The sequence below is a fragment of the Gallaecimonas kandeliae genome, assembly GCF_030450055.1.
GTDB lineage: Bacteria > Pseudomonadota > Gammaproteobacteria > Enterobacterales > Gallaecimonadaceae > Gallaecimonas > Gallaecimonas kandeliae.
In genome coordinates, this window is sequence record NZ_CP118480.1 from 3,696,043 (window position 1) to 3,715,729 (window position 19,687).

The following is a 19,687-nucleotide window of genomic DNA, read 5'->3' on the forward strand; positions in this document are numbered from 1 at the left end:
CGCCGACAGGAAATTGAGGCGTTGGCGAAAGGGGCGCCAGGGTTTAAAATGTGACCGAATTAACACTTTAGACGGTCCATGTCCCCCATCAGCCTCGACCAGCTCACCCTCAACATCGCCGCCCTGCACGCCGAACGCCGGCGCCTGGCCCGCCAGGCCATGACGCCCCAGGCGGCCATGGTGTTCGACCTGGTGCCGGCGCTGTTGCATTGCCAGGACCAAGCCCTGCCCGGCGGCGAGGAGGCGGCACCCCACGGCATCCGCAGTGTCGAGGACGAGCCTCTGCGTAAACGCCTGGCCACCCGGCTGGGGGTCAAGGCGGACAGCCCCTCCGACGACAGCATACTGGCCGTCTATTCCATGGGCTCCACCGGCACCCTGGGCCAGACCCGTTGCTCGGATCTGGACATCTGGGTCTGCCACAGATCCTGCCTCGGCGCCGAAGAGCGCCAGGCCCTGGCCGCCAAGTGCGACCGCCTCACCGACTGGGGCAAGGGCCAGGGCATGGATCTGACCTTCTTCCTCATAGACCCCGAACAGTTCCGCCAGGGCAACAAACAGGGCATGAGCGGCGAGTCCTGCGGCAGCTTCCAGCATTGGCTGTTGCTGGACGAATTCTACCGCAGCGCCATCTGCCTGGCCGGCCAGCTGCCGATCTGGCTGCTGGTCAGCCCGGACGACAAGACCCCCTACCTGCAGGCCAAGGCCAACCTCTTCGCCAAGGGGGTGGACCCCCACCAGTGGATAGACCTCGGCTCCCCGGACCCCATACCGGCGGACGAGTTCCTCGGCTCCATGCTCTGGCTGCTCTACAAGGGCATAGAAAATCCCTACAAGGCGCTGCTGAAGCTGACCCTGATGTCCGCCTACGCCCGCCAGTACCCGGCGGTGCGGCTGCTGTGCAACGAGTTCCGCCGCGCCCTGCACAGGGGCGAGACCGAGGTCATGGCCCTGGACCCCTATCTGCTGCTGGAGCAGTACCTGCGTGAGCTGGACCTGGGGCCCGTAGAGCTGGATACGGCCCGCACCTGCCTCTACTTCAAGTGCGGCGGCGACAACCTGCTGGAACTGCCCGCCAACCACGCCCAGGCGCTGGCCGACCTGGCCCAGTCCTGGGGCTGGGACCAGGCCAAGCGCGAGCAGCTCCAGGATCACCGCCACTGGCCCCTGGCGGAGCTGCAGGAATGGCACTTGCGGCTGCGTGAGCAGATGCTGGCCGGCCTGCACGAGGCGCGGGAGCTGTTCCGCCGCACCGGCACAGTGTCGCGGCTCTGCCCCATCGAATTGACGGTGCTGAGCCGCAAGCTGGACGCCGCCTTCGCCGAGAAGCCCAACAAGCTGCAGCAGCTGTGCCTGCCGCCCCGGGTGGAAATGGGCCAGCCGAGCCTGGTGATCCGCAAGGACGGCCAATGGCAGCTGGCCTGCCCCCAGTCCGCCAAGACCCTCTACCAGTGCCAGGAGCTGCCCGGCCTGTTGGCCTGGTGCCTGCTCAACGGCCTGATCAGCAGCCATACCGAACTCCAGCTGGAAAGCGACAGCCTCAGCCTGGACAGCCTCGACAGCCTCTGCCGCAGCATGGCCTGGCTGGGAGAGAAGATCGATCCCGCGCACCAGATCCTGGCCCAGCCGGCCCAGCTGGAGCGGGCCCAGATCATCATCAACCTGGAGCAGGACGCCACCCGCGACATCAAGCTCAAACGCGGCCAGGTTCCCAACCCGCTGATGTTCGGCGAGGAAAAAGAGGTACTGGTGGGGGAACTGACGCTGGTGGTGCGCAACACCTGGGGGGAATGCACAGTGCAGACCTTCAGGGGCAACCATGCCCTGGCCGAGCTGCTGCTGGCGCTGCTGCCGCTGATGCCGGGGGACAGCCTGCAGGCCAAGCGGGTCCATATCCATTGCTTCGCCAGCCAGTTGGGGGAAACCATAGCCCACAAGGTGCTGGACCTTATCGCCGCCGCCCAGGCCCGCCTCACCCAAGGCCCCTGGACCCTGTGCGTCGGCAACGGCAAGTGGGTGTTCTGGTATCACGCCGGCGAGCTGCACTGGCAGGAAATGACCGATCCCTTGGCTTTCTACGCCGCCCTGTCGGCGGCCAAGCTGGAACAGCACAGCCACAGCAAGGACCCGTCAGTGCCGGCCCCCGTCTATGCCCACGCCCTCTGCGGCCTGGTGCAGTTCTTCTTCATCAACAGGGAAGACGGTTACAGCCTCTACGTGTCCAACGAGCAGAACCAGATCAGCTATTACCACTACCCGGCCATGGACAAGGCCAACCTGGTGAACCTGATCAGCCGCTTCTACACCCAGAAGGAAAGCCTCTGCCCCAGCGCCACCTTCAACCTGCCCCAGTACTACGAACTGGTGGAAAAGGAAGGGCATTGGCAGATGCAGCCTCTGACCACCTCGGCCCTGTCCGAACCCTGAGTTCCCCCAAAGAAAAAGGGCTGCCCAACGCAGCCCTTTTTTCTGCCCGCCTTTTAGAGGCTTAACTTCAGATCGGCGCCGGCCTGGCGGCTGACCGCCTCGTCCAGGAAGGCCTTGAGCTCGGCGCCACTGCGCACGTCGAACCAGAGCCCGTCACGGTAGCCAAAGTGGTGGCCGTTGAAACGGGTGGCCACCCAGACCTGGTGCCAAGGATGCCGGCTGGTGCAGCCGGCCTGGCACCTTTTAGAGGCTTAGCTTCAGATCGGCGCCGGCCTGGCGGCTGACCGCCTCGTCCAGGAAGGCCTTGAGTTCGGCGCCGCTGCGCACGTCAAACCAGAGCCCGCCCCGGTAGCCAAAATGGTGGCCGTTGAAACGGGTGGCCACCCAGACCTGGTGCCAAGGATGCCGGCTGGTGCAGCCGGCCTGGCACCTTTTAGAGGCTTAACTTCAGATCGGCGCCGGCCTGGCGGCTGACCGCCTCGTCCAGGAAGGCCTTGAGCTCGGCACCGCTGCGCACGTCGAACCAGAGCCCGTCACGGTAGCCAAAATGGTGGCCGTTGAAACGGGTGGCCACCCAAACCTGGTGCCAAGGATGCCGGCTGGTGCAGCCGGCCTGGCACCTTTTAGAGGCTTAACTTCAGATCGGCGCCGGCCTGGCGGCTGACCGCCTCGTCCAGGAAGGCCTTGAGCTCGGCGCCGCTGCGCACGTCGAACCAGAGCCCGTCACGGTAGCCAAAATGGTGGCCGTTGAAACGGGTGGCCACCCAGACCTGGTGCAGGGGCGGCTGCTTGTTGATGATGATCTTGGAATTGTCAGGAAACAGCAGGTCCAGCTTGCCGCCCAAAGACTCCACTTCGATGTCCAGGCCGCTGTCCTCAGCCACCTTTTCCACGGCGTCTTCTATGGCCAACAACAGGGCGTCGGTCAAATCCTCGTACTGGCTGTCGTTCATCTCTTACCTTCGGTTTTGCAAAAGCCATGGGTAGTGCGATTATAGGGTCAGAGCCCGATAAATCCGATAGCGATACCAAGTGAGAAAGCGCCTTCTACTCCTGGCCTTGTTTGGCCTGTTGCTGGGTGGTTGTGGCCAGAAAGGCCCCCTTTATACCCCCGACCAACCCCAGAACAACCAACCCGGCGAGCAGCAGCCATGATGCACCGTTACCAGAACCAGCAGCTGATGTTGGAAGATTGCAGCGTCGCCGCCCTGGCGGAGCGCTTCGGCACTCCTCTCTACCTCTATTCCCAGGTCGCCATTGAGCAGGCCTTCAACGCCTTCGCCGAGCCACTCAAGGGCCGTAAGCACCTGATCTGCTATGCCGTCAAGGCCAACTCCAACCTGGCGGTGCTGAACCTGCTGGCCCGCCTCGGCGCCGGCTTCGACATCGTCTCAGGCGGCGAACTGGCCAGGGTCATGGCCGCCGGCGGCGACCCGGCCAAGGTGGTCTTCTCCGGGGTCGGCAAGACCCGCGCCGAGATGGCCCAGGCCTTGAAGGCCGGCATCCACTGCTTCAACGTCGAGTCCGTCGCCGAGCTGGACCGCCTCAACGCCGTGGCCGCCGAGCTGGGCCTGGTGGCCCCCGTCTCCATCCGCGTCAACCCGGACGTGGACGCCAAGACCCACCCCTATATCGCCACCGGCCTCAAAGAGAACAAGTTCGGCATCGATATCCGCATGGCCCCCGACGCCTTCCGCAAGGCCGCCAGCCTGCCCCACCTCAAGGTGGTGGGGGTGGACTGCCACATCGGCTCCCAGCTGACCCAGACCCAGCCCTTCGTTGACGCCATCAAGCGCCTGATCGAGCTGGAGCAGCAGCTCCAGGCCGACGGCATAGTGCTGTCCCACCTCGACATCGGCGGTGGCCTTGGGGTCAGCTACACCGACGAGCAGCCCCCGACCCCGGCCCAGTACCTGGCACAAGTGCTGCCGCTGATCCCCGCCAACCTGACCGTGGTGCTGGAGCCCGGTCGCGCCCTGGTGGCCAACGCCGGCCTGCTGGTGGGCCGGGTGGAGATGACCAAGGACAACGGCTTCAAGCGCTTCGTGATCCTCGACACCGGCATGAACGACCTGATGCGCCCCACCCTCTACCAGGCGGTGATGCCGGTGCTGGCCGTCAAGGAGGCCCAGAACCAGGGGCCCGTCTCTGACCTGGTGGGCCCTGTCTGCGAGACAGGCGATTGGTTGGCCAAGGACGTCCCCCTGGCCGCCGAGGAAGGTGACCTGGTGGCCATAGGCGGCGCCGGTGCCTACGGCTTCACCATGAGTTCCCAGTACAACAGCAGGCCCCGCGCCGCCGAGGTGATGGTCAGGGGCGATGAAGCCCTGCTGATCCGCCAGCGCGAGACGGTGGAGAACCTCTGGGCCGGTGAACAGCTGCTGCCGGAGGCTTCATGCTAGTTCAGTTCGCCAAGATGCACGGCCTGGGCAACGACTTCATGGTGGTGGACAACGTCACCCAGAACGTCTTTTTCTCGGCCGAACAGATCCAGAAGCTGGCCGACCGCCACACCGGCATCGGCTTCGACCAGCTGCTGGTGGTGGAGCCGCCCTACGATCCGGACCTCGACTTCCACTACCGCATCTTCAATGCCGACGGCTCCGAAGTGGAGCAGTGCGGCAACGGCGCCCGCTGTTTCGCCCGTTTCGTGCGCCTCAAGGGCCTGATCAACCGCAACCGCATCAAGGTCTCCACGGCCAAGGGCAAGCTGACCCTCAACATCGACAAGGACAACCTGGTCTCGGTCAACATGGGGGTGCCGGTGCTGGAGCCGGCCCAGGTGCCCTTCAGGGCCCAGAAGGAAGAGAAGACCTACATACTGCGGGAAGGGGAACACACCTTCTTCGCCGGTGTCGTGTCCATGGGTAACCCCCATTGCGTATTGCAGGTGGACAGCACCCAGGACGCCGACGTCGCTCAGATTGGCCCGCTGCTGGGGGGCTCGGACCGCTTCCCGGAAGGGGTCAACGTCGGCTTCATGGAAGTGGTGAGCCGCGACCATGTCCGGCTGCGGGTCTATGAGCGCGGCGCCGGCGAAACCCAGGCCTGCGGCAGCGGCGCCTGCGCCGCCGTGGTGGTAGGCCAGCTCCAGGACAAGTTGGGCAAGAAGGTACGGGTGGATCTGCCCGGCGGCAGCCTCCAGATCAACTGGGCCGGCCCGGGGGAACCCCTCTACATGACGGGCCCGGCCGAACACGTGTACGACGGACAGATACACCTATGAGCGAGAGCAACACCGCCAGCCTGCTGGCCCTGGACGAGGAACTGGTCGCCGAGTACCTGGAGACCAACCCGGACTTCTTCGGGCGCCATCCCGAGCTGCTGGCCAGGCTGCGCCTGCCCCACGGCGAGAAGGGCTCGGTGTCGCTGCTGGAGCGCCAGTTGGAACTGGCCCGCCACAAGCACCGGGACCTCGAGGAAGAGATCACGGCACTGCTGGGGGTGGCCGCCCACAACGAGCAGGTGGCCAAGGCCTGCCATGAGCTGGGCCTCCAGGCCCTGGCCGCCACCAGCCTCGACCAGCTGATCGCCCTGCTCGGCGAAGGGGTGCGCATCCATCTGGGCATGGACATCAGCCGGCTGGTGCTCTGCGCCCGCTTGGCCGAAACCCAGCAGAAGGCCCTGAGTTCGGTGTTCGAACGCCTGGCCAAGGGGCCCTATTTCGGCCGCCTCACCGAGGACGAAAAACGGCTGTTGCTGGGCCATGCCCCGGTCAGGGCCGAGTCCCTGGCGCTGCTGCCCATCCGCCGCCAGGACAAGCTGCTGGGGATCTGGGTTATCGCCTCCCCCGACGCCGGCCATTTCCAGCCGGACATGGACGCCCTCCTGGTCGGCCAGCTCTGCGACCTGCTGGCCCTGCGCCTGGCGGCCTTGAGCCATGCCGAGCTTCGCTGAAGCCCTGCCCCGCTACTACCGCCACCTGGCCAGCGAGCGCCAGCGCTCGCCCCATACCCTGGCCGGCTACCGCCGCCAGTTGGACGCCCAGGCCGCCTTCTTCCAAGACAGGGGCCAAAGCCGGCTGGAACAGGTCAAGGAAGGGGAGATCCGCCAGTGGCTGGCCGCCGAGACCCGCCGCGGCCAGTCTCCCCGCTCCCTGGCCCAGGGGCTCTCGGCCCTGCGCGGCCTCTACCAGTACCTGCTGCACCTGGGGCTGCTCAGCGACAACCCGGCGGCCAGGGTCAAGCCCCCCAAGCAGCCGAAACGGCTGCCCAAGGCCCTGGATCTCGATGAGACCGGCAAGCTCTTCGCCGCCGACAGCAAGGACCCCCTGCTGCTGCGGGACAAGGCCATGCTGGAGCTGCTCTACGGCTGCGGCCTGCGCCTGTCGGAGCTGGTGGGAGTCGATTGTGGCCAGATCCGCGGCGGCGAGCTGATGGTCACCGGCAAGGGCGGCAAGGACCGCATAGTGCCGGTGGGCCGGGCGGCCCTGGCCGCCGTCGAGAGATGGCTCAAGGTGCGCGGCCAGTTCGCCAAGGGCGGCGAGCGGGCGCTCTTCATCAGCAACCGCGGCGCCCGGGTGTCGGTACGCACTGTGCAACAGCGGCTCGGCCAGTACGCCCAGAAGGCCGGCCTCGACAGCCACCTGCACCCCCACAAGCTGCGCCACAGCTTCGCCACCCACCTGCTGTCGGCCAGCGGCGACCTGAGGGCCGTACAGGAATTGCTGGGCCACAGCCAACTGGCCACCACCCAGATCTACACTCATCTTGATATGGACCGCTTGGCCAAGGTCTACGACGCCGCCCACCCGAGAGCGAGACGCAAATGATCCATTACCGCCCCCTGGGCCCCATCGCCGCCATCAGCTTCGATCTGGACGACACGTTGTACGACAACAGGCCCGTGATCCAGGCCGCCGAAGACAAGCTCTATGCCTGGCTGGCGGAGAGGGTCAAGCTGCGGGAGGACAGCCGCAGCTACTTCCAGCAGTGGCGCCAGCGGGTGCTGAAGGAAAAGCCGGCCCTGCGCCACGATGCCACCGCCAGCCGCCACCAGGCGCTGCTGCTGGGGCTCAAGGCCCTGGGGGTGCCCCAGGCCCAGGTGCTGGCCGACGCCGCCATGGGCCACTTCCTGGCCTGGCGCTCCGAGGGGGACATAGCCCCGGAAGTGCACCAGATGCTGGCCTACCTGAGCGGCCGTCGGCCGCTGATCGCCATCTCCAACGGCAATGCCGATGTCGAGCGCCTGGGCCTGGGCCAGTATTTCAAGGCGAGCTTCCACGCCGGCGGCAGCCGCCGCATGAAGCCGGACCCGGACCTCTTCGTCGCCGCAGCCCAGCACCTGAAATTGACCCCCAAGGCCATACTGCACATCGGCGACCACCTGGACGACGACATCCAGGGTGCCCTGCTCGCCGGCTACCAGGCCGCCTGGTACAACCCCAAGGGCCACTCCCTGCGCCAGCACCCCAGGGGCCGGCTGCTGCCCCATTTCGAGTTTGGCGCCTTGGACTCGCTGCAGCAGTTGCTATAATGGCCGCCAGGCTCAACCACTGTATAAATTTCCATGACCATTGCCCAGCTGCTGGAAGGCCTTAACGGCAAACAACGGGAGGCGGTGGCCGCCCCCCAAAGCAACCTGTTGGTGCTGGCCGGGGCCGGCTCCGGCAAGACCCGGGTGCTGGTGCACCGCATCGCCTACCTGATCCAGGCCCTGCAGGTGTCCCCCCACGCCATCATGGCCGTGACCTTCACCAACAAGGCCGCCAGCGAGATGCGCGGCCGGGTGGAGCAGCTGCTGGGCGGCGCCCTGCGCGGCCTCTGGCTCGGCACCTTCCACGGCCTGGCCCACCGGCTGCTGCGCTTCCATCACCAGGACGCCAGGCTCCCCGAGAACTTCCAGATCCTCGACTCCGACGACCAGCTGCGGCTGGTCAAGAGGGTGATGCGCAGCCTCAATATCGACGACAAGAAATGGCCGCCGCGCCAGGCCATGGCCTACATCAACACCAAGAAGGACGACGGCCTGCGCCCGCGGCACATAGACCCCCAGGATCCGGTGGAAAGGCTCTGGCACCAGATCTACGAGGCTTACCAAAACGCCTGCGAACTGGCCGGCCTGGTGGATTTTGCCGAGCTGCTGCTGCGGGCCCTGGAGCTGCTGCGGGATAACCCCCATCTGCGCGACCATTACCAGGCCCGCTTCCGCCACATACTGGTGGACGAGTTCCAGGACACCAACAGCATCCAGTACGCCTGGCTGCGGCTGCTGACCGGCCCCCAGAGCCACGTGATGATCGTCGGCGACGACGACCAGTCCATCTACGGCTGGCGCGGCGCCCGCATCGACAACATCCACCGCTTCCTGGAAGACTTCGCCCCGGCCACCACCATCCGCCTGGAGCAGAACTACAGATCCACAGGCACCATTTTGAAGGCCGCCAACGGCCTCATCACCCATAACGCCGAGCGCCTGGGCAAGGATCTCTGGACAGAAGGCCAGCACGGCGAGCCGGTGTCCGTCTATGCCGGCTTCAACGAAATAGACGAGGCCCGCTTCGTGGTCAGCCGCATCCAGGCCTGGGTAGACGAGGGCGGCCGCTGGTCGGATTGCGCCATCCTCTACCGCAACAACGCCCAGTCGCGGGTGCTGGAAGATGCCCTGCTGCGGGAAAACCTCAAGTACCGCATCTACGGCGGCCTGCGCTTCTTCGAACGCCAGGAGATCAAGGACGCCCTGGCCTACCTGCGGCTGATGGCGAGCCGCGACGACGACGCCGCCTTCGAGCGGGTGGTCAACACCCCCACCCGCGGCATAGGGGACCGCACCATAGGCATCATCCGCCAGCAGGCCCGCGAGCAGGGCACCACCCTGTGGCGGGCCGCCCGCCAGTTGCTGGAAGCCAAGGTGCTGTCGGGCCGGGCCGGCAACGCCGTCCAGGGCTTCCTGACCTTGGTGGACGGCCTGGAGGAGCAGGGCTGCGACCAGGTGCTGAGCCGCCAGGTGGACGTGGCCATCAAGGAATCCGGGCTCCTGGCCCACTACCAGGCCGAGAAGGGCGAGAAGGCCCAGGCGCGGGTGGAGAACCTGGAGGAACTGGTGTCCGCCACCCAGGACTTCGAGCCCCCCGAAGGGGCGGAGGAGATGAGCGAGCTCAACGCCTTCCTGGCCCACGCCGCCCTGGAGTCCGGCGACACCCAGGCCGACGAGTTCGAGGACGCGGTGCAGATGATGACCATGCACACCGCCAAGGGCCTGGAGTTCCCGTTGGTGTTCCTGGTGGGGGTGGAAGAGGGCATGTTCCCTTCCATGCAGTCCACCACCGACCCGGAGCGCCTCGAGGAAGAGCGGCGGCTCTGCTATGTGGGCATGACCCGCGCCATGAAGAAGCTCTACCTCTGCTACGCCGAGTCGCGCCGCCTCTACGGCCGCGACGAGTACCACACCCCCAGCCGCTTCCTCAAGGAGATCCCCAAGGACTGCCTGGAGGAGGTGCGGATGCGTACCCAGGTCAGCAGGCCCATGGCCCAGTACCAGAAGTCCAGCGACCAGTTCAACGAGACGGGCCTGAGCCTCGGTCAACGGGTGCGCCACGCCAAATTCGGCGACGGCATCATCATCAACTACGAAGGCTCAGGGCCCCAGTCGCGGGTGCAGGTGGCTTTCGATGAGGCGGGCCCCAAGTGGCTGGTGGTCGCCTATGCCAGATTGGAGTCGATCTAAATAAGCCGTCCCTGGCGCCGCGTTCCGGCCAGCCCGTCCGGGGGCGGGCGTTCAGCCGCAGCCAAGCAACGCTTGGCTTTCTGGCTTCACCCATCCCTGGCACAACGGCCCAATAAAGAACCGCTCTTGAGCGGTTTTTTATTGGCTAAAAGATCAGCGCCAACGCCAGCACCCCTATGGCGCCGGGGATCAGCTGCTGCAGCAGTTGGGCCCAGTCCTTGCTCTCTTTGTCACTGGGGCCCTGGCGATGGCGGATGCTGTCTATCTTCGGCCAGGGTATGGCCCCGTCCTGGGTCTGGAGCACCTGGGGATCCTGGCCCAGGTAGCGGGTGCTGAGCTCGCTGCCGTCGCTCAGGCGCACTACTATGGCCTCCCCCTGGCGCAGCTCGGCGTTGTCGGCCACTTCCTGGGTACTGGCACAGCCGGCCAGCAGCAATAACAGCACCCAAAAACAGTGTCTTTTCATGGGCCTGGCCTCCGGGGTCTTCTTCCCCTAGCCTAGCCCAGCTTCAGCGCCGCCGCGCTTGGCGCACCGCATCCAGGATGAACAGCAACAAGGCCCCCCAGATGAAGCCGAAGGTCAGCATCTTGCTGGCGTCGAAGGCCTCGCCGTAGAGAAAGACCGCCATCAGGAAGGTCAGGCTGGGGCCTATGTATTGGAAGAAGCCCAGCACCGACAGCGGCAGGGAGCGGGCGGCGGCGATGAAGCAGAGCAGCGGCACTGTGGTCACCAGGCCGGCGGCCACCAGCAGGCCGTTGAGCTGCCAGGGATTGGCCGTGAGGTGGGCCGTGGGGCTGTCCAGCAGGTTGAGGTAGAGCAGGGCGGCCGGCAGCAGCAGCACCGTCTCCACGAAGAGCCCGGCTATTGGGTCCACCGGCACCTTCTTGCGGAAAAGGCCGTAGAGGCCGAAGGAAACGGCCAGCACCAGGGCTATCCAGGGCAGGGAGCCGAAGGCGATGAGCTGTATCGCCACGCCGCCGGCGGCCAGGCCCAGGGCCAGCCATTGCAGGCGCCGCAGCCGCTCACCGAGGAACAGCATGCCCAGGGCCACGTTCACCAGGGGGTTGATGTAGTAACCCAGGCTGGCGTCCAGCATGTGGTCGCTGTTGATGGCCCAGATGAAGAGCCCCCAGTTGGTGGCTATGAAGCAGGCGGTCAGCATCAGGGTCTGCCACTGGCGGCGTTCCTTGAGCACCTGGCGCACGGCGCCCCACTTGCCCAGCACCAGCAGCAGCACCGCCAGCAGCAGGCAGGACCAGATCACCCTGTGGGTGAGGATCTCGGTGGCGGGCACCTGCTGGATCAGTTTGAAATAGGCCGGGGCTATGCCCCACATGGTGTAGGCCGCCACCGCGTAGAGGCTGCCCTTGGATTCCACGGTCGACATGACCACTCCGGGAAGGGAAGAAAGCCCGCCTATGCTACCAGAAGCCGGCGAGCCGAACCGCTCAGTTTGCCGGGTGGCGATGGCAGCTGAGCAGGTGATCGTTCACCAGCCCCACCGCCTGCATGAAGGCATAGATGATGGTGGGCCCCACGAAGCGGAAGCCGCGCTTCTTGAGATCCTTGGAGATCCGCTCCGCCAGGGGCGTCACCGCCGGCACCTCGGCCGAACTGGCGAAGCGGTTGATGATGGGCTGGCCGTCCACGAAGCCCCAGAGGTAGGAAGCGAAGCTACCAAACTCCTGCTGCACCCGGATGAAGGCCTGGGCGTTGCCTATGCTTGCCGCCACCTTGAGACGGTTGCGCACTATGCCGGGGTCGGCCAGCAGCCGCTGCTGGTCGGCCTCGGTGAAGGCCGCCACCTTGTGGACGTCGAAGCCCTGGTAGGCGGCGCGATAGGCGTCGCGCTTGCGCAATATGGTGATCCAGGACAGGCCGGCCTGGGCCCCTTCGAGGATCAGGAACTCGAAGAGGGTCCTGTCGTCATGCACTGGGCTCCCCCATTCCTGGTCGTGGTATTGGCGGTAGAGGGGATCGCTGCCGCACCAGGGGCAGGCTTGCAGGTCGTCCATGAGGGCTCCTATGGCTGTGGTTGGGTACAGGGTAACGGCAAAGGGGCGGCCGGTGAAAGCCCGATGGCGAAAGGTGGGGTTGAGCAAATTTTAGGCAGATGAAAGATGTAGCCTTTTGAACTGCCAAGTTTTTATGTGACGGAGGCCAAGGAATTCCCGGCGATCTGTGCCTATGGTTTAGGGGATTTGTCGCCTTGCTGGTGGCAAAAAATGACAACGCTGTCACCGTGGAGATGAGAGGGCGCGGCCAGTGTTGAGTGAGGACAACCCAAAAAAGAAAGAGGGACTTATGCGATACGGAAAACGCCTGATCGCCGCCGCCGGGCTCGCCGCCCTGGCACACCCGGCCTGGGCCTCCGCCCCCGGTAAACCCGGCATCAATTGGATGAACACCAGCTTCGCCCTGGTGGAGGTGAACGACAGCGCCACCGCCTACGAACAGCTCTTTACCGTCAAGGACGCCGTCCAGGTGCCGGTCAGCTGGAGCCAGTATTCCGGCGCCGCCGCCACTTCTGTCCAGTACCTGCTGAACGGCAAGCTGGTGAAGGAAGACAGCCTCTCCGGCGCCCAGACCGGCAGCGCCACCCTGTCCATCGCCAAGGGCGGCCAGTACCAGCTCCAGGTCGCGCTCTGCAACAGCGACGGCTGCACCCCCAGCGACGCCACCGCCATCACGGTGGCCGACACCGACGGCAGCCATCTGGACCCCATCAGCCTTCACGCCGGCGAAAACAACCACCCCTACCTGGACCAGTCCGGCAAGGTGCTGGGGGCCTACTTCGTGGAATGGGGCGTCTACGGCCGCAACTTCCCGGTGGACAAGATCCCCGCCTACAACCTCAACCACCTGCTCTACGGCTTCATCCCTATCTGCGGCGGTGACGGCATCAACGACAGCCTCAAGAGCATCTCCGGCAGCTTCGAAGCCCTGCAGCGGGCCTGCGCCGGCCGGGCCGACTTCAAGGTGGCCATCCACGACCCCTACGCCGCCCTGCAGAAGAGCCAGGATGGCCAGAGTTTCAGCAGCGCCTACAAGGGCAACTTCGGCCAGCTGATGGCCCTCAAACGGGCCTACCCCAAGCTCAAGATACTGCCGTCCATCGGTGGCTGGACCCTCTCCGACCCCTTCTACTTCATGGACGACCCGGCCAAGCGCAAGATCTTCGTGGATTCGGTGGAGGAGTTCCTGCGCACCTGGAAGTTCTTCGACGGTATCGACATCGACTGGGAATTCCCCGGCGGTGAAGGGGCCAACCCGGCCCTCGGCAAGCCCACGGACGGCGCCACCTACCAAGCCCTGATGAAGGATCTGCGGGCCATGATGGACAGGGTCGAGGCCGACACAGGCCGCAAGCTGGAACTGACCTCCGCCATCAGCGCCGGCCCCGAGAAGATCGCCAACGTGGACTACCAGGCCACCCAGCAGTACCTGGACCACTTCTTCGTGATGAGTTACGACTTCTTCGGCGCCTGGGACAACCAGGTGCTGGGCAACCAGACCGCCCTCTATGCGCCGGCCGGCAAGCCGGACACCAAGTACAGCACCGACAAGGGCATCCAGGCCCTGCTGGCCCAGGGGGTGGAGCCGGCCAAGCTGGTGGTGGGCGCCGCCATGTACGGCCGCGGCTGGACGGGCGTCCATGACTACCAGTCCGGCGATCCCCTGAGCGGCACCGCCACTGGGCCGGTCAAGGGCACCTGGGAGGCCGGGGTGGTGGACTACCGGCAGATCGTCAACGACTACCTGCCGACCTGGCAATACGGCTACGACGGCACCGCCGAGGCACCCTATGCCTTCAACCCCGGCACCGGCGACCTCATCAGCTATGACGACCCCCGCTCGGTCAAGGCCAAGGGCCAGTACGTGCTGAGCCACGGCCTGGGCGGCCTCTTCGCCTGGGAGATCGACGCCGACAACGGCGACATCCTCAACGCCATGAACGAGGGCCTGGGCAACGGTGACGGCACCCCGCCCCCCGCCAACCGCGCCCCCTCGGCCAACGCCGGCGCCGACAAGACGGTCACGGGCCCCGCCACAGTCACCCTGGCCGGCAGCGGCTCGGATCCCGACGGTGACACCCTGAGCTACAGCTGGACCCAGGGCAGCGGCCCCGCCGTCACCCTGAGCGACGCCACCGCCGCCAACCCCCACTTCGACCTGCCCCAGGTCAGCGCCGACACCCAGTACGGCTTCACCCTGACCGTCTCGGACGGCGCCCTCAGCACCAGCGACAGCGTGCTGATCACCAACAAGGCGCCCCAGCCCAACCAGCCGCCCAGCCTCAGCCTGCCGGCCCAGGTGCTGGCCGCCAGTGGCCAGGCCGTCACCATCAACGCCACAGTGCAGGACGAAGGCACCGTCAGCTACCAGTGGCAGCTGCCGGCCGGCCTCAGCGCCGCCGACCTGACGGCCCCCAGCCTGAGCCTGACGGCGCCGACGGTGAGCAGTGACCAGAGCTACATCATCAACCTGACCGTCACCGACGCCGAAGGCCTGACCGCCAGCGCCGGCACCACCCTGGTGGTCAGCGCCCCGGCCACGGGCGGCTGCGCCACCACAGATCCCGACGCCGCCAAGTACCCGGCCTGGGACGGCGCCGCTACCTATGTGGGCGGCGACAAGGTCAGCTACCAGGGTCTGGTCTGGGAAGCCAAGTACTGGGTGCAGGGCACGGCCCCCAGCCAGAGCAGCGACGCCTGGCAGCTGGTGTCCACCGTTGCACAGACCTGGCAAGCCGGCGTCGCCTACAACGGCGGCGACGAGGTGGACCACAACGGCCGCCACTGGCGCGCCCAGTGGTGGACCAAGGGTGAAGAGCCCGGTGTCGCCAGCGTCTGGGTGGACGCCGGCGCCGCCAGCTGCCCCTGAACCACAAGCCCCGCCAAGCGGGGCTTTCTTTTGGTCACCCTCCTAGGGCGGCCAGGCCCCGCTTCCTTCTCCTTGCCCTTTCTGCCAAGCTTTGGGCAATCAAGGAGATAGCCATGTTTCGAACCCTGCTGCTGTTAGCCCTCTTCGCCCTGCCGGCCCTGGCCGACGTGGAGGAGGACCGCCTGCCCAAGGCCGAGGCCGCCATGCCCGGGCTGCTGGCGCCCTTCGCCCCGCTGCTGGCCAAACTGGACGATAAGGCCAGCCTGGATACCGTCACCGCCGTCGCCAGCCAGGGCTGGGCCCTCGGCAAGTCCCTGGCCCGCCAGAAACTGGACGACAGGCCCCTCTACTGGTTCCGCCTGGCCGGCAAGGCCAAGTTGCGCGCCCTGGCGCTGCCCCAAGAGCAGAAGGCGGCACTGTTGCGCCGCTTCGAGGCGGTCAGCCGCGGCATCGACGACGTCCAGTTCACCGGGCCCGAGAAGCACATCTTGCTGACCGGCTTCGACCCCTTCTTCCTGGACCGCCATATCGACCAGTCCAACCCCTCCGGCCTGGCGGCCCTGCTGCTGGACGGCCAGGTGATCGAGAAGGACGGGGTCAGGGCCCGCATCGAGACGGTGCTGATCCCGGTGCGCTTCAAGGACTTCGACGACGGCCTTATCGAACGGCTGTTGTTGCCCTATTACAGCCAGAAGACGGCGGACATGGTGGTGACGGTGTCCATGGGCCGGGAAGACTTCGACCTGGAGCGCTACCCAGGCAAGCGCCGCAGCGCCGAGGCCCCGGACAACCTCAACGTCATGACAGGCGCCACCGCCGTGCTGCCCAAGCTGCCGCTGCTCTACGGCAAGCCCCTGTCGGGCCCCGAGTTCGTCACCTTCAGCCTGCCGGCCGCCGCCATGGCCGCCACCTCAGGCCCCTTCCCCATCCACGACAACCGCAAGGTGGCCACCCTGGACGGCGACTTGGAAGCCCTGCACCTGTCGGAGATCCAGAGCCAGGTATCGGTGCGCGGCTCCGGCGGCGGTTACCTCTCCAACGAGATCAGCTACCGCGCCATCCGCCTGCGCAACCTGATGAAGAGCCCTATCCCGGTGGGCCACATCCATGTGCCGCGCATCAACGCCTACGACAAGGCCAAGGAAAAGGCCAGCTGCGACCAGCTCAAGGCCATGCTGGAAAACGCCCTGGTGGCCCTGAAATAGCGGAGTCCAGGCACAAAAAAGGCAGCCATCGGCTGCCTTTTTTCTTGAGGACCTCTTACATCCGTTCGAGGGTCTTGATGCCCAGCAGGTCCAGGCCCAGCTTGAGGGTGCGGGCCGTGAGGTGGGCCAGCTTGAGGCGGGAGTCGCGCACGCCCTGGTCCTCGGCGCTCAGTATCGGGCAGGCCTCGTAGAAGCCGGAGAAGAGGCCGGCCAGCTCGAAGAGGTAGAGGCAGAGGTAGTGGGGGGCCCCTTCGCGCACCACCGAGTCGATGGTCTCTTCGAACTGAAGCAGCTTCTGGGCCAGGGCCTTCTCCTGGGGCTCGGCCAGTACCAGGGGCGCGGCCAGGCTCTGGGCCTCGATGCCGGCCTTGCGGAAGATGCTGGCGACGCGGGTATAGGCGTAGAGCATGTAGGGGGCAGTGTTGCCCTCGAAGCTCAGCATGGCGTCGAAGCTGAAGATGTAGTCGGAGCTGCGGTGCTTGGAGAGGTCGGCGTACTTGACGGCGCCTATGCCGACGGCGTGGGCAATCTCGCGCAGCTCGGCCTCATCGAAGTCGCTGTTGCGCTCTTTGACCAGCTGGTAGGCCTTGTCTTCGGCCTCAACCAGCAGGTCGATGAGCTTGACGGTGCCGCCACTGCGGGTCTTGAAGGGGCGGCCGTCTTCGCCGTTCATGGTGCCGAAGCCCATGTGCTCCAGGCTCAGTTCGTCGCGCACGAAGCCGGCCTTGTGGGCCAGGGCGAACACCTGCTTGAAGTGCAGGGCCTGGCGCTGGTCCACGAAGTAGAGGGCGCGGTCGGCCTTGAGCACCCGGTCGCGGTGGCGCATGGCCGCCAGGTCGGTGGTGGCGTAGAGGTAACCGCCGTCGGCCTTCTGGATGATGATCGGCAGTATGGAGCCGTCCTTGTTCTTGAACTCGTCCAGGAAGACGCACTTGGCGCCCTGGTCTTCCACCAGCAGGCCCTGCTGGTCGAGGTCGGCCACGACCTGGGCCAGGTCGGCGTTGTAGGCGGACTCGCCCATGACATCATTGCGGGTCAGGCTGACGTTGAGCTTCTGGTAGACCTCGTGGCAGTGGCTCAGGGAGATCTCGTTGAATTCCCGCCACATCTTCAGGCAGTCTTCGTCGCCGCCCTGGAGCTTGACTACCAGCTCGCGGGCACGGGTGGCAAAGTCGGGGGACTCGTCGAAGCACTGCTTGGCGGCGCGGTAGAAGACCTCCAGGTCGGACAGCTCCATGGCGGCCTGGTCCTTGCCCTCGGCCTTGAGCTTCTCCAGGTAGGCCAGCAGCATGCCGAACTGGGTGCCCCAGTCGCCGACGTGGTTCTGGCGGACCACCTGGTGGCCCAGGAATTCCAGGGTGCGTACCACGGCGTCACCGATGATGGTGGAGCGCAGGTGACCGACGTGCATCTCCTTGGCCAGGTTGGGGCTGGAGTAGTCCACCACCACCTTCTGGGGAGCGGGACGGGTCACGGCCAGGTGATCATCGCTCAGGGCCTGCTCGGCCTGGACGGCCAGCCAGTCGGCCTTGAGGTGGATGTTGATGAAGCCGGGACCGGCGATCTCGACCTTGTCGGCCATGTCACCCAGGTCCAGGTGGCCCAGCAGGGTCTCGGCGAAGGCGCGGGGATTCTGGCCCATGCGTTTGGCGGCACCCATGACACCGTTGGCCTGATAGTCGCCGAACTCGGGTCGCGCCGATTGGCGCACCGCGGCCGGAGTACCTTCAGGAGCACCGGCTGCCACCATGGCAGCGGCAACCTTGTCATTGAGCAGCGCTTGAATGTTCACAGAACCATCCCATCCGAGAAATTGAGCAAAGGGTCAGCATTCTACCCCAGACACCGCCCCTTGGCACCAGGCCAGGGGGTCAGGCACCTGGTATTGGTAGCCAAGCAATGCGGCCGTCCAGTCCCCCAGCACCCGCTTGCCACCCTTCTGGTCTACAAAGTGTGGCTCGGCCAGGCCAGCCAGCCTGGCCGCCTCCCCGTAGAAATGGTCGCGGCGGTAGGCCACTGGGGCCACGCCGTGGAAGATTTGGCCCCAGGCCTGGCGCTCGAGGACCGCCAGGCAGAGCCCCACCGCATCGGCCTGGTGGATGAGGTTGACCGGCGCCGCCCCCCGCTCCAGATCCCGCTTGCCGGCCAGGAAGCGGCCAGGATAACGGCCTGGGCCGAAGAGGCCGGCCATGCGGATGACGCTGGCGCTGTAGCGCGGGTCGGCCAGCAGTTGCTGTTCGGCCTGGGCCAGGGGAGAAGCGGGATCGGCGGGGCTGGTTTCGTCCAGCTCGGCTTCCTGCTCGGCCAGGGCGCCGCTGGAGGACACCAGCAGCATGTTTTGCACGGCGCTGCCGGCCAGGCCGTCCCGCAGCCGCTGCAGCATCTTGAGGTAGTCTTCCCCCTTGCCGCGGCGGATACCGGGGGGGAAGGCCAGCACCAGCTGCCGGCACTGGGCCAGGACTCCCAGATCGTTATTTTCCGTCAGATCCAGGGCCACAACAGCCAGGCCAAGCTCGGCCAGCTCGGCGCAACCGGCCTGGCTTCGCCTGGTGACCAGTATCTTGTTTCCCTTATCTCTCAACGCCTTGGCCAAGGGCAACCCCAGCCAGCCGGCACCGATCACGGCTGTATCAAATTGCATCGTTTTAGGCACCATGAAAAATTATTGCTACACACCTGCCTACCGTTGTTGTACAGTGCACAGGTGTTCGTCGAATGGCTCTTTTGCAAGCGGAGTTCATTGGATGACCAGGCCACCCGGACGACGTCCCGGCTGGGTGGTCCACCCTTCAAGCCCGTAGCCTTCTCAGTGGGAACCGAGTCGGCTGTTTTTTCGGGCTAGCCCGGTGGCAATAGAAACAGGCAGAATCCCCTCTTCCCTCATCTAGCCATTGTCACCGGGCTTACTTTCTAAGCTCTCCTTTCCAACACCTTCTTCAGCTTGGCCAGGCCCTCCTCGTACTGGCGACCCAAGATGCTGTCCATGAAGAGCCCGACATAACGGCCCACCAGATCGTTGCCGAAATTGGTGCGAAAGCCCCAGGTGACGTCGCTGCCCCCTTGCTCAGGGCGGATCCTGAAATAGCTGTCGGCCTGGCCCTGGCCGGCAAAATCCAGTTTCATGGCCACATAGCCAGGCGCATTGAATTCGATCAGGGTCATGGAGCCGCTGCCCACATCGGGCTTGTCGGACTGCCAGGCCAGCTTGTGGCCGCGCTCCCCGGCCTTGCCGCTGATCTCGTAGCGGGCCGAGGGATCCAGGCCGTACCAGGGGGACCATTGGTTGAACTGGGTCAGGTCTGTGACCTTGGTGAACACCGACTGGGGCTTGGCATCGATGTGGATGCTGCGCTCCACCTGCACTTCCCTCGGCAGGAAGAGGCCCACCACCAGCAGGATAACCACCAACAGCACCAGGGCGGTGACGATACGTTTCAGCCAAATCATCTTGTTTTCCTTGTGGTGTCGCTAGCTAAGCACTAGCAGTACGGACCTTCCCTGGCAA

20 protein-coding genes are annotated in these 19,687 nt (G+C 65.7%); 10 read left to right on the plus strand and 10 right to left on the minus strand.

The window, feature by feature from the left end; genetic code table 11:
* The first annotated feature begins 78 nt into the window (after positions 1-78).
* Positions 79-2,427 (plus strand): class I adenylate cyclase, encoded by a 2,349-nt coding sequence (locus tag PVT67_RS18180; protein WP_301496251.1) that lies wholly within the window; start codon positions 79-81, stop codon positions 2,425-2,427.
* A gap of 53 nt (positions 2,428-2,480) precedes the next feature.
* Here PVT67_RS18180 and PVT67_RS18185 read toward each other — a convergent pair whose 3' ends face one another.
* The 4 genes from PVT67_RS18185 to cyaY are packed head-to-tail and all read right to left on the minus strand — an operon-like array spanning position 2,481 to position 3,380.
* Positions 2,481-2,621 (minus strand): frataxin domain-containing protein, encoded by a 141-nt coding sequence (locus PVT67_RS18185; protein ID WP_336407781.1) that lies wholly within the window; start codon positions 2,619-2,621, stop codon positions 2,481-2,483.
* Between the two features lie 49 nt (positions 2,622-2,670).
* Positions 2,671-2,811 (minus strand): frataxin domain-containing protein, encoded by a 141-nt coding sequence (locus PVT67_RS18190; protein WP_336407782.1) that lies wholly within the window; start codon positions 2,809-2,811, stop codon positions 2,671-2,673.
* A 49-nt stretch (positions 2,812-2,860) separates the two neighbouring features.
* Positions 2,861-3,001, minus strand: a complete 141-nt coding sequence (locus PVT67_RS18195; protein WP_336407781.1) for a frataxin domain-containing protein — start codon at positions 2,999-3,001, stop codon at positions 2,861-2,863.
* A 49-nt stretch (positions 3,002-3,050) separates the two neighbouring features.
* Entirely contained in the window at positions 3,051-3,380 is a 330-nt protein-coding gene (cyaY, locus tag PVT67_RS18200; RefSeq protein ID WP_301496253.1) for an iron donor protein CyaY, read from the minus strand.
* 79 nt (positions 3,381-3,459) lie between these two features.
* On the opposite strand from cyaY, the gene lptM reads away from it, so the two are divergent.
* The 7 genes from lptM to uvrD are packed head-to-tail and all read left to right on the plus strand — an operon-like array spanning position 3,460 to position 10,092.
* Complete coding sequence (gene lptM / locus PVT67_RS18205; protein ID WP_301496255.1) at positions 3,460-3,582, plus strand: LPS translocon maturation chaperone LptM; 123 nt, start codon at positions 3,460-3,462, stop codon at positions 3,580-3,582.
* On the plus strand, positions 3,579-4,829 hold the full coding sequence (lysA, locus tag PVT67_RS18210; RefSeq protein ID WP_301496257.1) for a diaminopimelate decarboxylase: 1,251 nt from the start codon (positions 3,579-3,581) through the stop codon (positions 4,827-4,829). The genes lptM and lysA overlap by 4 nt, the downstream gene beginning before the upstream one ends.
* The gene (gene dapF, locus PVT67_RS18215; RefSeq protein WP_301496259.1) at positions 4,823-5,653 is read left to right on the plus strand and encodes a diaminopimelate epimerase; all 831 of its coding nucleotides are present in this window, start codon (positions 4,823-4,825) and stop codon (positions 5,651-5,653) included. Before lysA ends, dapF begins: the two co-directional genes overlap by 7 nt.
* Positions 5,650-6,324, plus strand: a complete 675-nt coding sequence (locus PVT67_RS18220) for a DUF484 family protein (RefSeq protein WP_301496261.1) — start codon at positions 5,650-5,652, stop codon at positions 6,322-6,324. The genes dapF and PVT67_RS18220 overlap by 4 nt, the downstream gene beginning before the upstream one ends.
* A complete protein-coding gene (gene xerC / locus PVT67_RS18225; RefSeq protein WP_301496263.1) occupies positions 6,308-7,198 on the plus strand; it encodes a tyrosine recombinase XerC in 891 nt (296 codons plus the stop codon). Before PVT67_RS18220 ends, xerC begins: the two co-directional genes overlap by 17 nt.
* Positions 7,195-7,902, plus strand: a complete 708-nt coding sequence (locus tag PVT67_RS18230) for an HAD-IA family hydrolase (RefSeq protein ID WP_301496265.1) — start codon at positions 7,195-7,197, stop codon at positions 7,900-7,902. The genes xerC and PVT67_RS18230 overlap by 4 nt, the downstream gene beginning before the upstream one ends.
* A gap of 33 nt (positions 7,903-7,935) precedes the next feature.
* Positions 7,936-10,092: a DNA helicase II gene (gene uvrD / locus PVT67_RS18235; protein ID WP_301496267.1), complete on the plus strand. Its 2,157-nt coding sequence runs from the start codon at positions 7,936-7,938 to the stop codon at positions 10,090-10,092.
* Between the two features lie 145 nt (positions 10,093-10,237).
* Here the strand turns inward: uvrD and PVT67_RS18240 are convergent, their stop codons facing one another.
* The 3 genes from PVT67_RS18240 to PVT67_RS18250 form a co-directional block, all read right to left on the minus strand.
* Positions 10,238-10,558, minus strand: coding sequence for a hypothetical protein (locus PVT67_RS18240; protein WP_301496269.1), 321 nt, complete (start codon positions 10,556-10,558; stop codon positions 10,238-10,240).
* A gap of 43 nt (positions 10,559-10,601) precedes the next feature.
* Positions 10,602-11,480, minus strand: a complete 879-nt coding sequence (rarD, locus tag PVT67_RS18245; RefSeq protein WP_301496271.1) for an EamA family transporter RarD — start codon at positions 11,478-11,480, stop codon at positions 10,602-10,604.
* A gap of 61 nt (positions 11,481-11,541) precedes the next feature.
* Complete coding sequence (locus PVT67_RS18250) at positions 11,542-12,099, minus strand: DNA-3-methyladenine glycosylase I (RefSeq protein ID WP_419181042.1); 558 nt, start codon at positions 12,097-12,099, stop codon at positions 11,542-11,544.
* A gap of 298 nt (positions 12,100-12,397) precedes the next feature.
* Here PVT67_RS18250 and PVT67_RS18255 point away from each other — a divergent pair, with 298 nt between their 5' ends.
* Together PVT67_RS18255 and PVT67_RS18260 are read left to right on the plus strand one after the other, a co-directional pair.
* The gene (locus PVT67_RS18255; protein WP_301496276.1) at positions 12,398-14,977 is read left to right on the plus strand and encodes a glycosyl hydrolase family 18 protein; all 2,580 of its coding nucleotides are present in this window, start codon (positions 12,398-12,400) and stop codon (positions 14,975-14,977) included.
* Positions 14,978-15,090: 113 nt separating this feature from the next.
* Complete coding sequence (locus PVT67_RS18260; RefSeq protein WP_301496278.1) at positions 15,091-16,182, plus strand: pyroglutamyl-peptidase I; 1,092 nt, start codon at positions 15,091-15,093, stop codon at positions 16,180-16,182.
* Positions 16,183-16,237: 55 nt separating this feature from the next.
* Here the strand turns inward: PVT67_RS18260 and argS are convergent, their stop codons facing one another.
* The 3 genes from argS to PVT67_RS18275 all read right to left on the minus strand — a co-directional run bounded on the left by argS (position 16,238) and on the right by PVT67_RS18275 (position 19,629).
* The gene (gene argS / locus PVT67_RS18265; RefSeq protein WP_301496280.1) at positions 16,238-17,974 is read right to left on the minus strand and encodes an arginine--tRNA ligase; all 1,737 of its coding nucleotides are present in this window, start codon (positions 17,972-17,974) and stop codon (positions 16,238-16,240) included.
* Between the two features lie 33 nt (positions 17,975-18,007).
* A complete protein-coding gene (locus tag PVT67_RS18270) occupies positions 18,008-18,823 on the minus strand; it encodes a Rossmann-fold NAD(P)-binding domain-containing protein (RefSeq protein ID WP_301496282.1) in 816 nt (271 codons plus the stop codon).
* Between the two features lie 269 nt (positions 18,824-19,092).
* Positions 19,093-19,629 carry an SRPBCC family protein gene (locus tag PVT67_RS18275; RefSeq protein WP_301496284.1) on the minus strand — a complete coding sequence of 179 codons (537 nt, stop codon included), beginning with the start codon at positions 19,627-19,629 and terminating at the stop codon, positions 19,093-19,095.
* Positions 19,630-19,687: the final 58 nt, after the last annotated feature.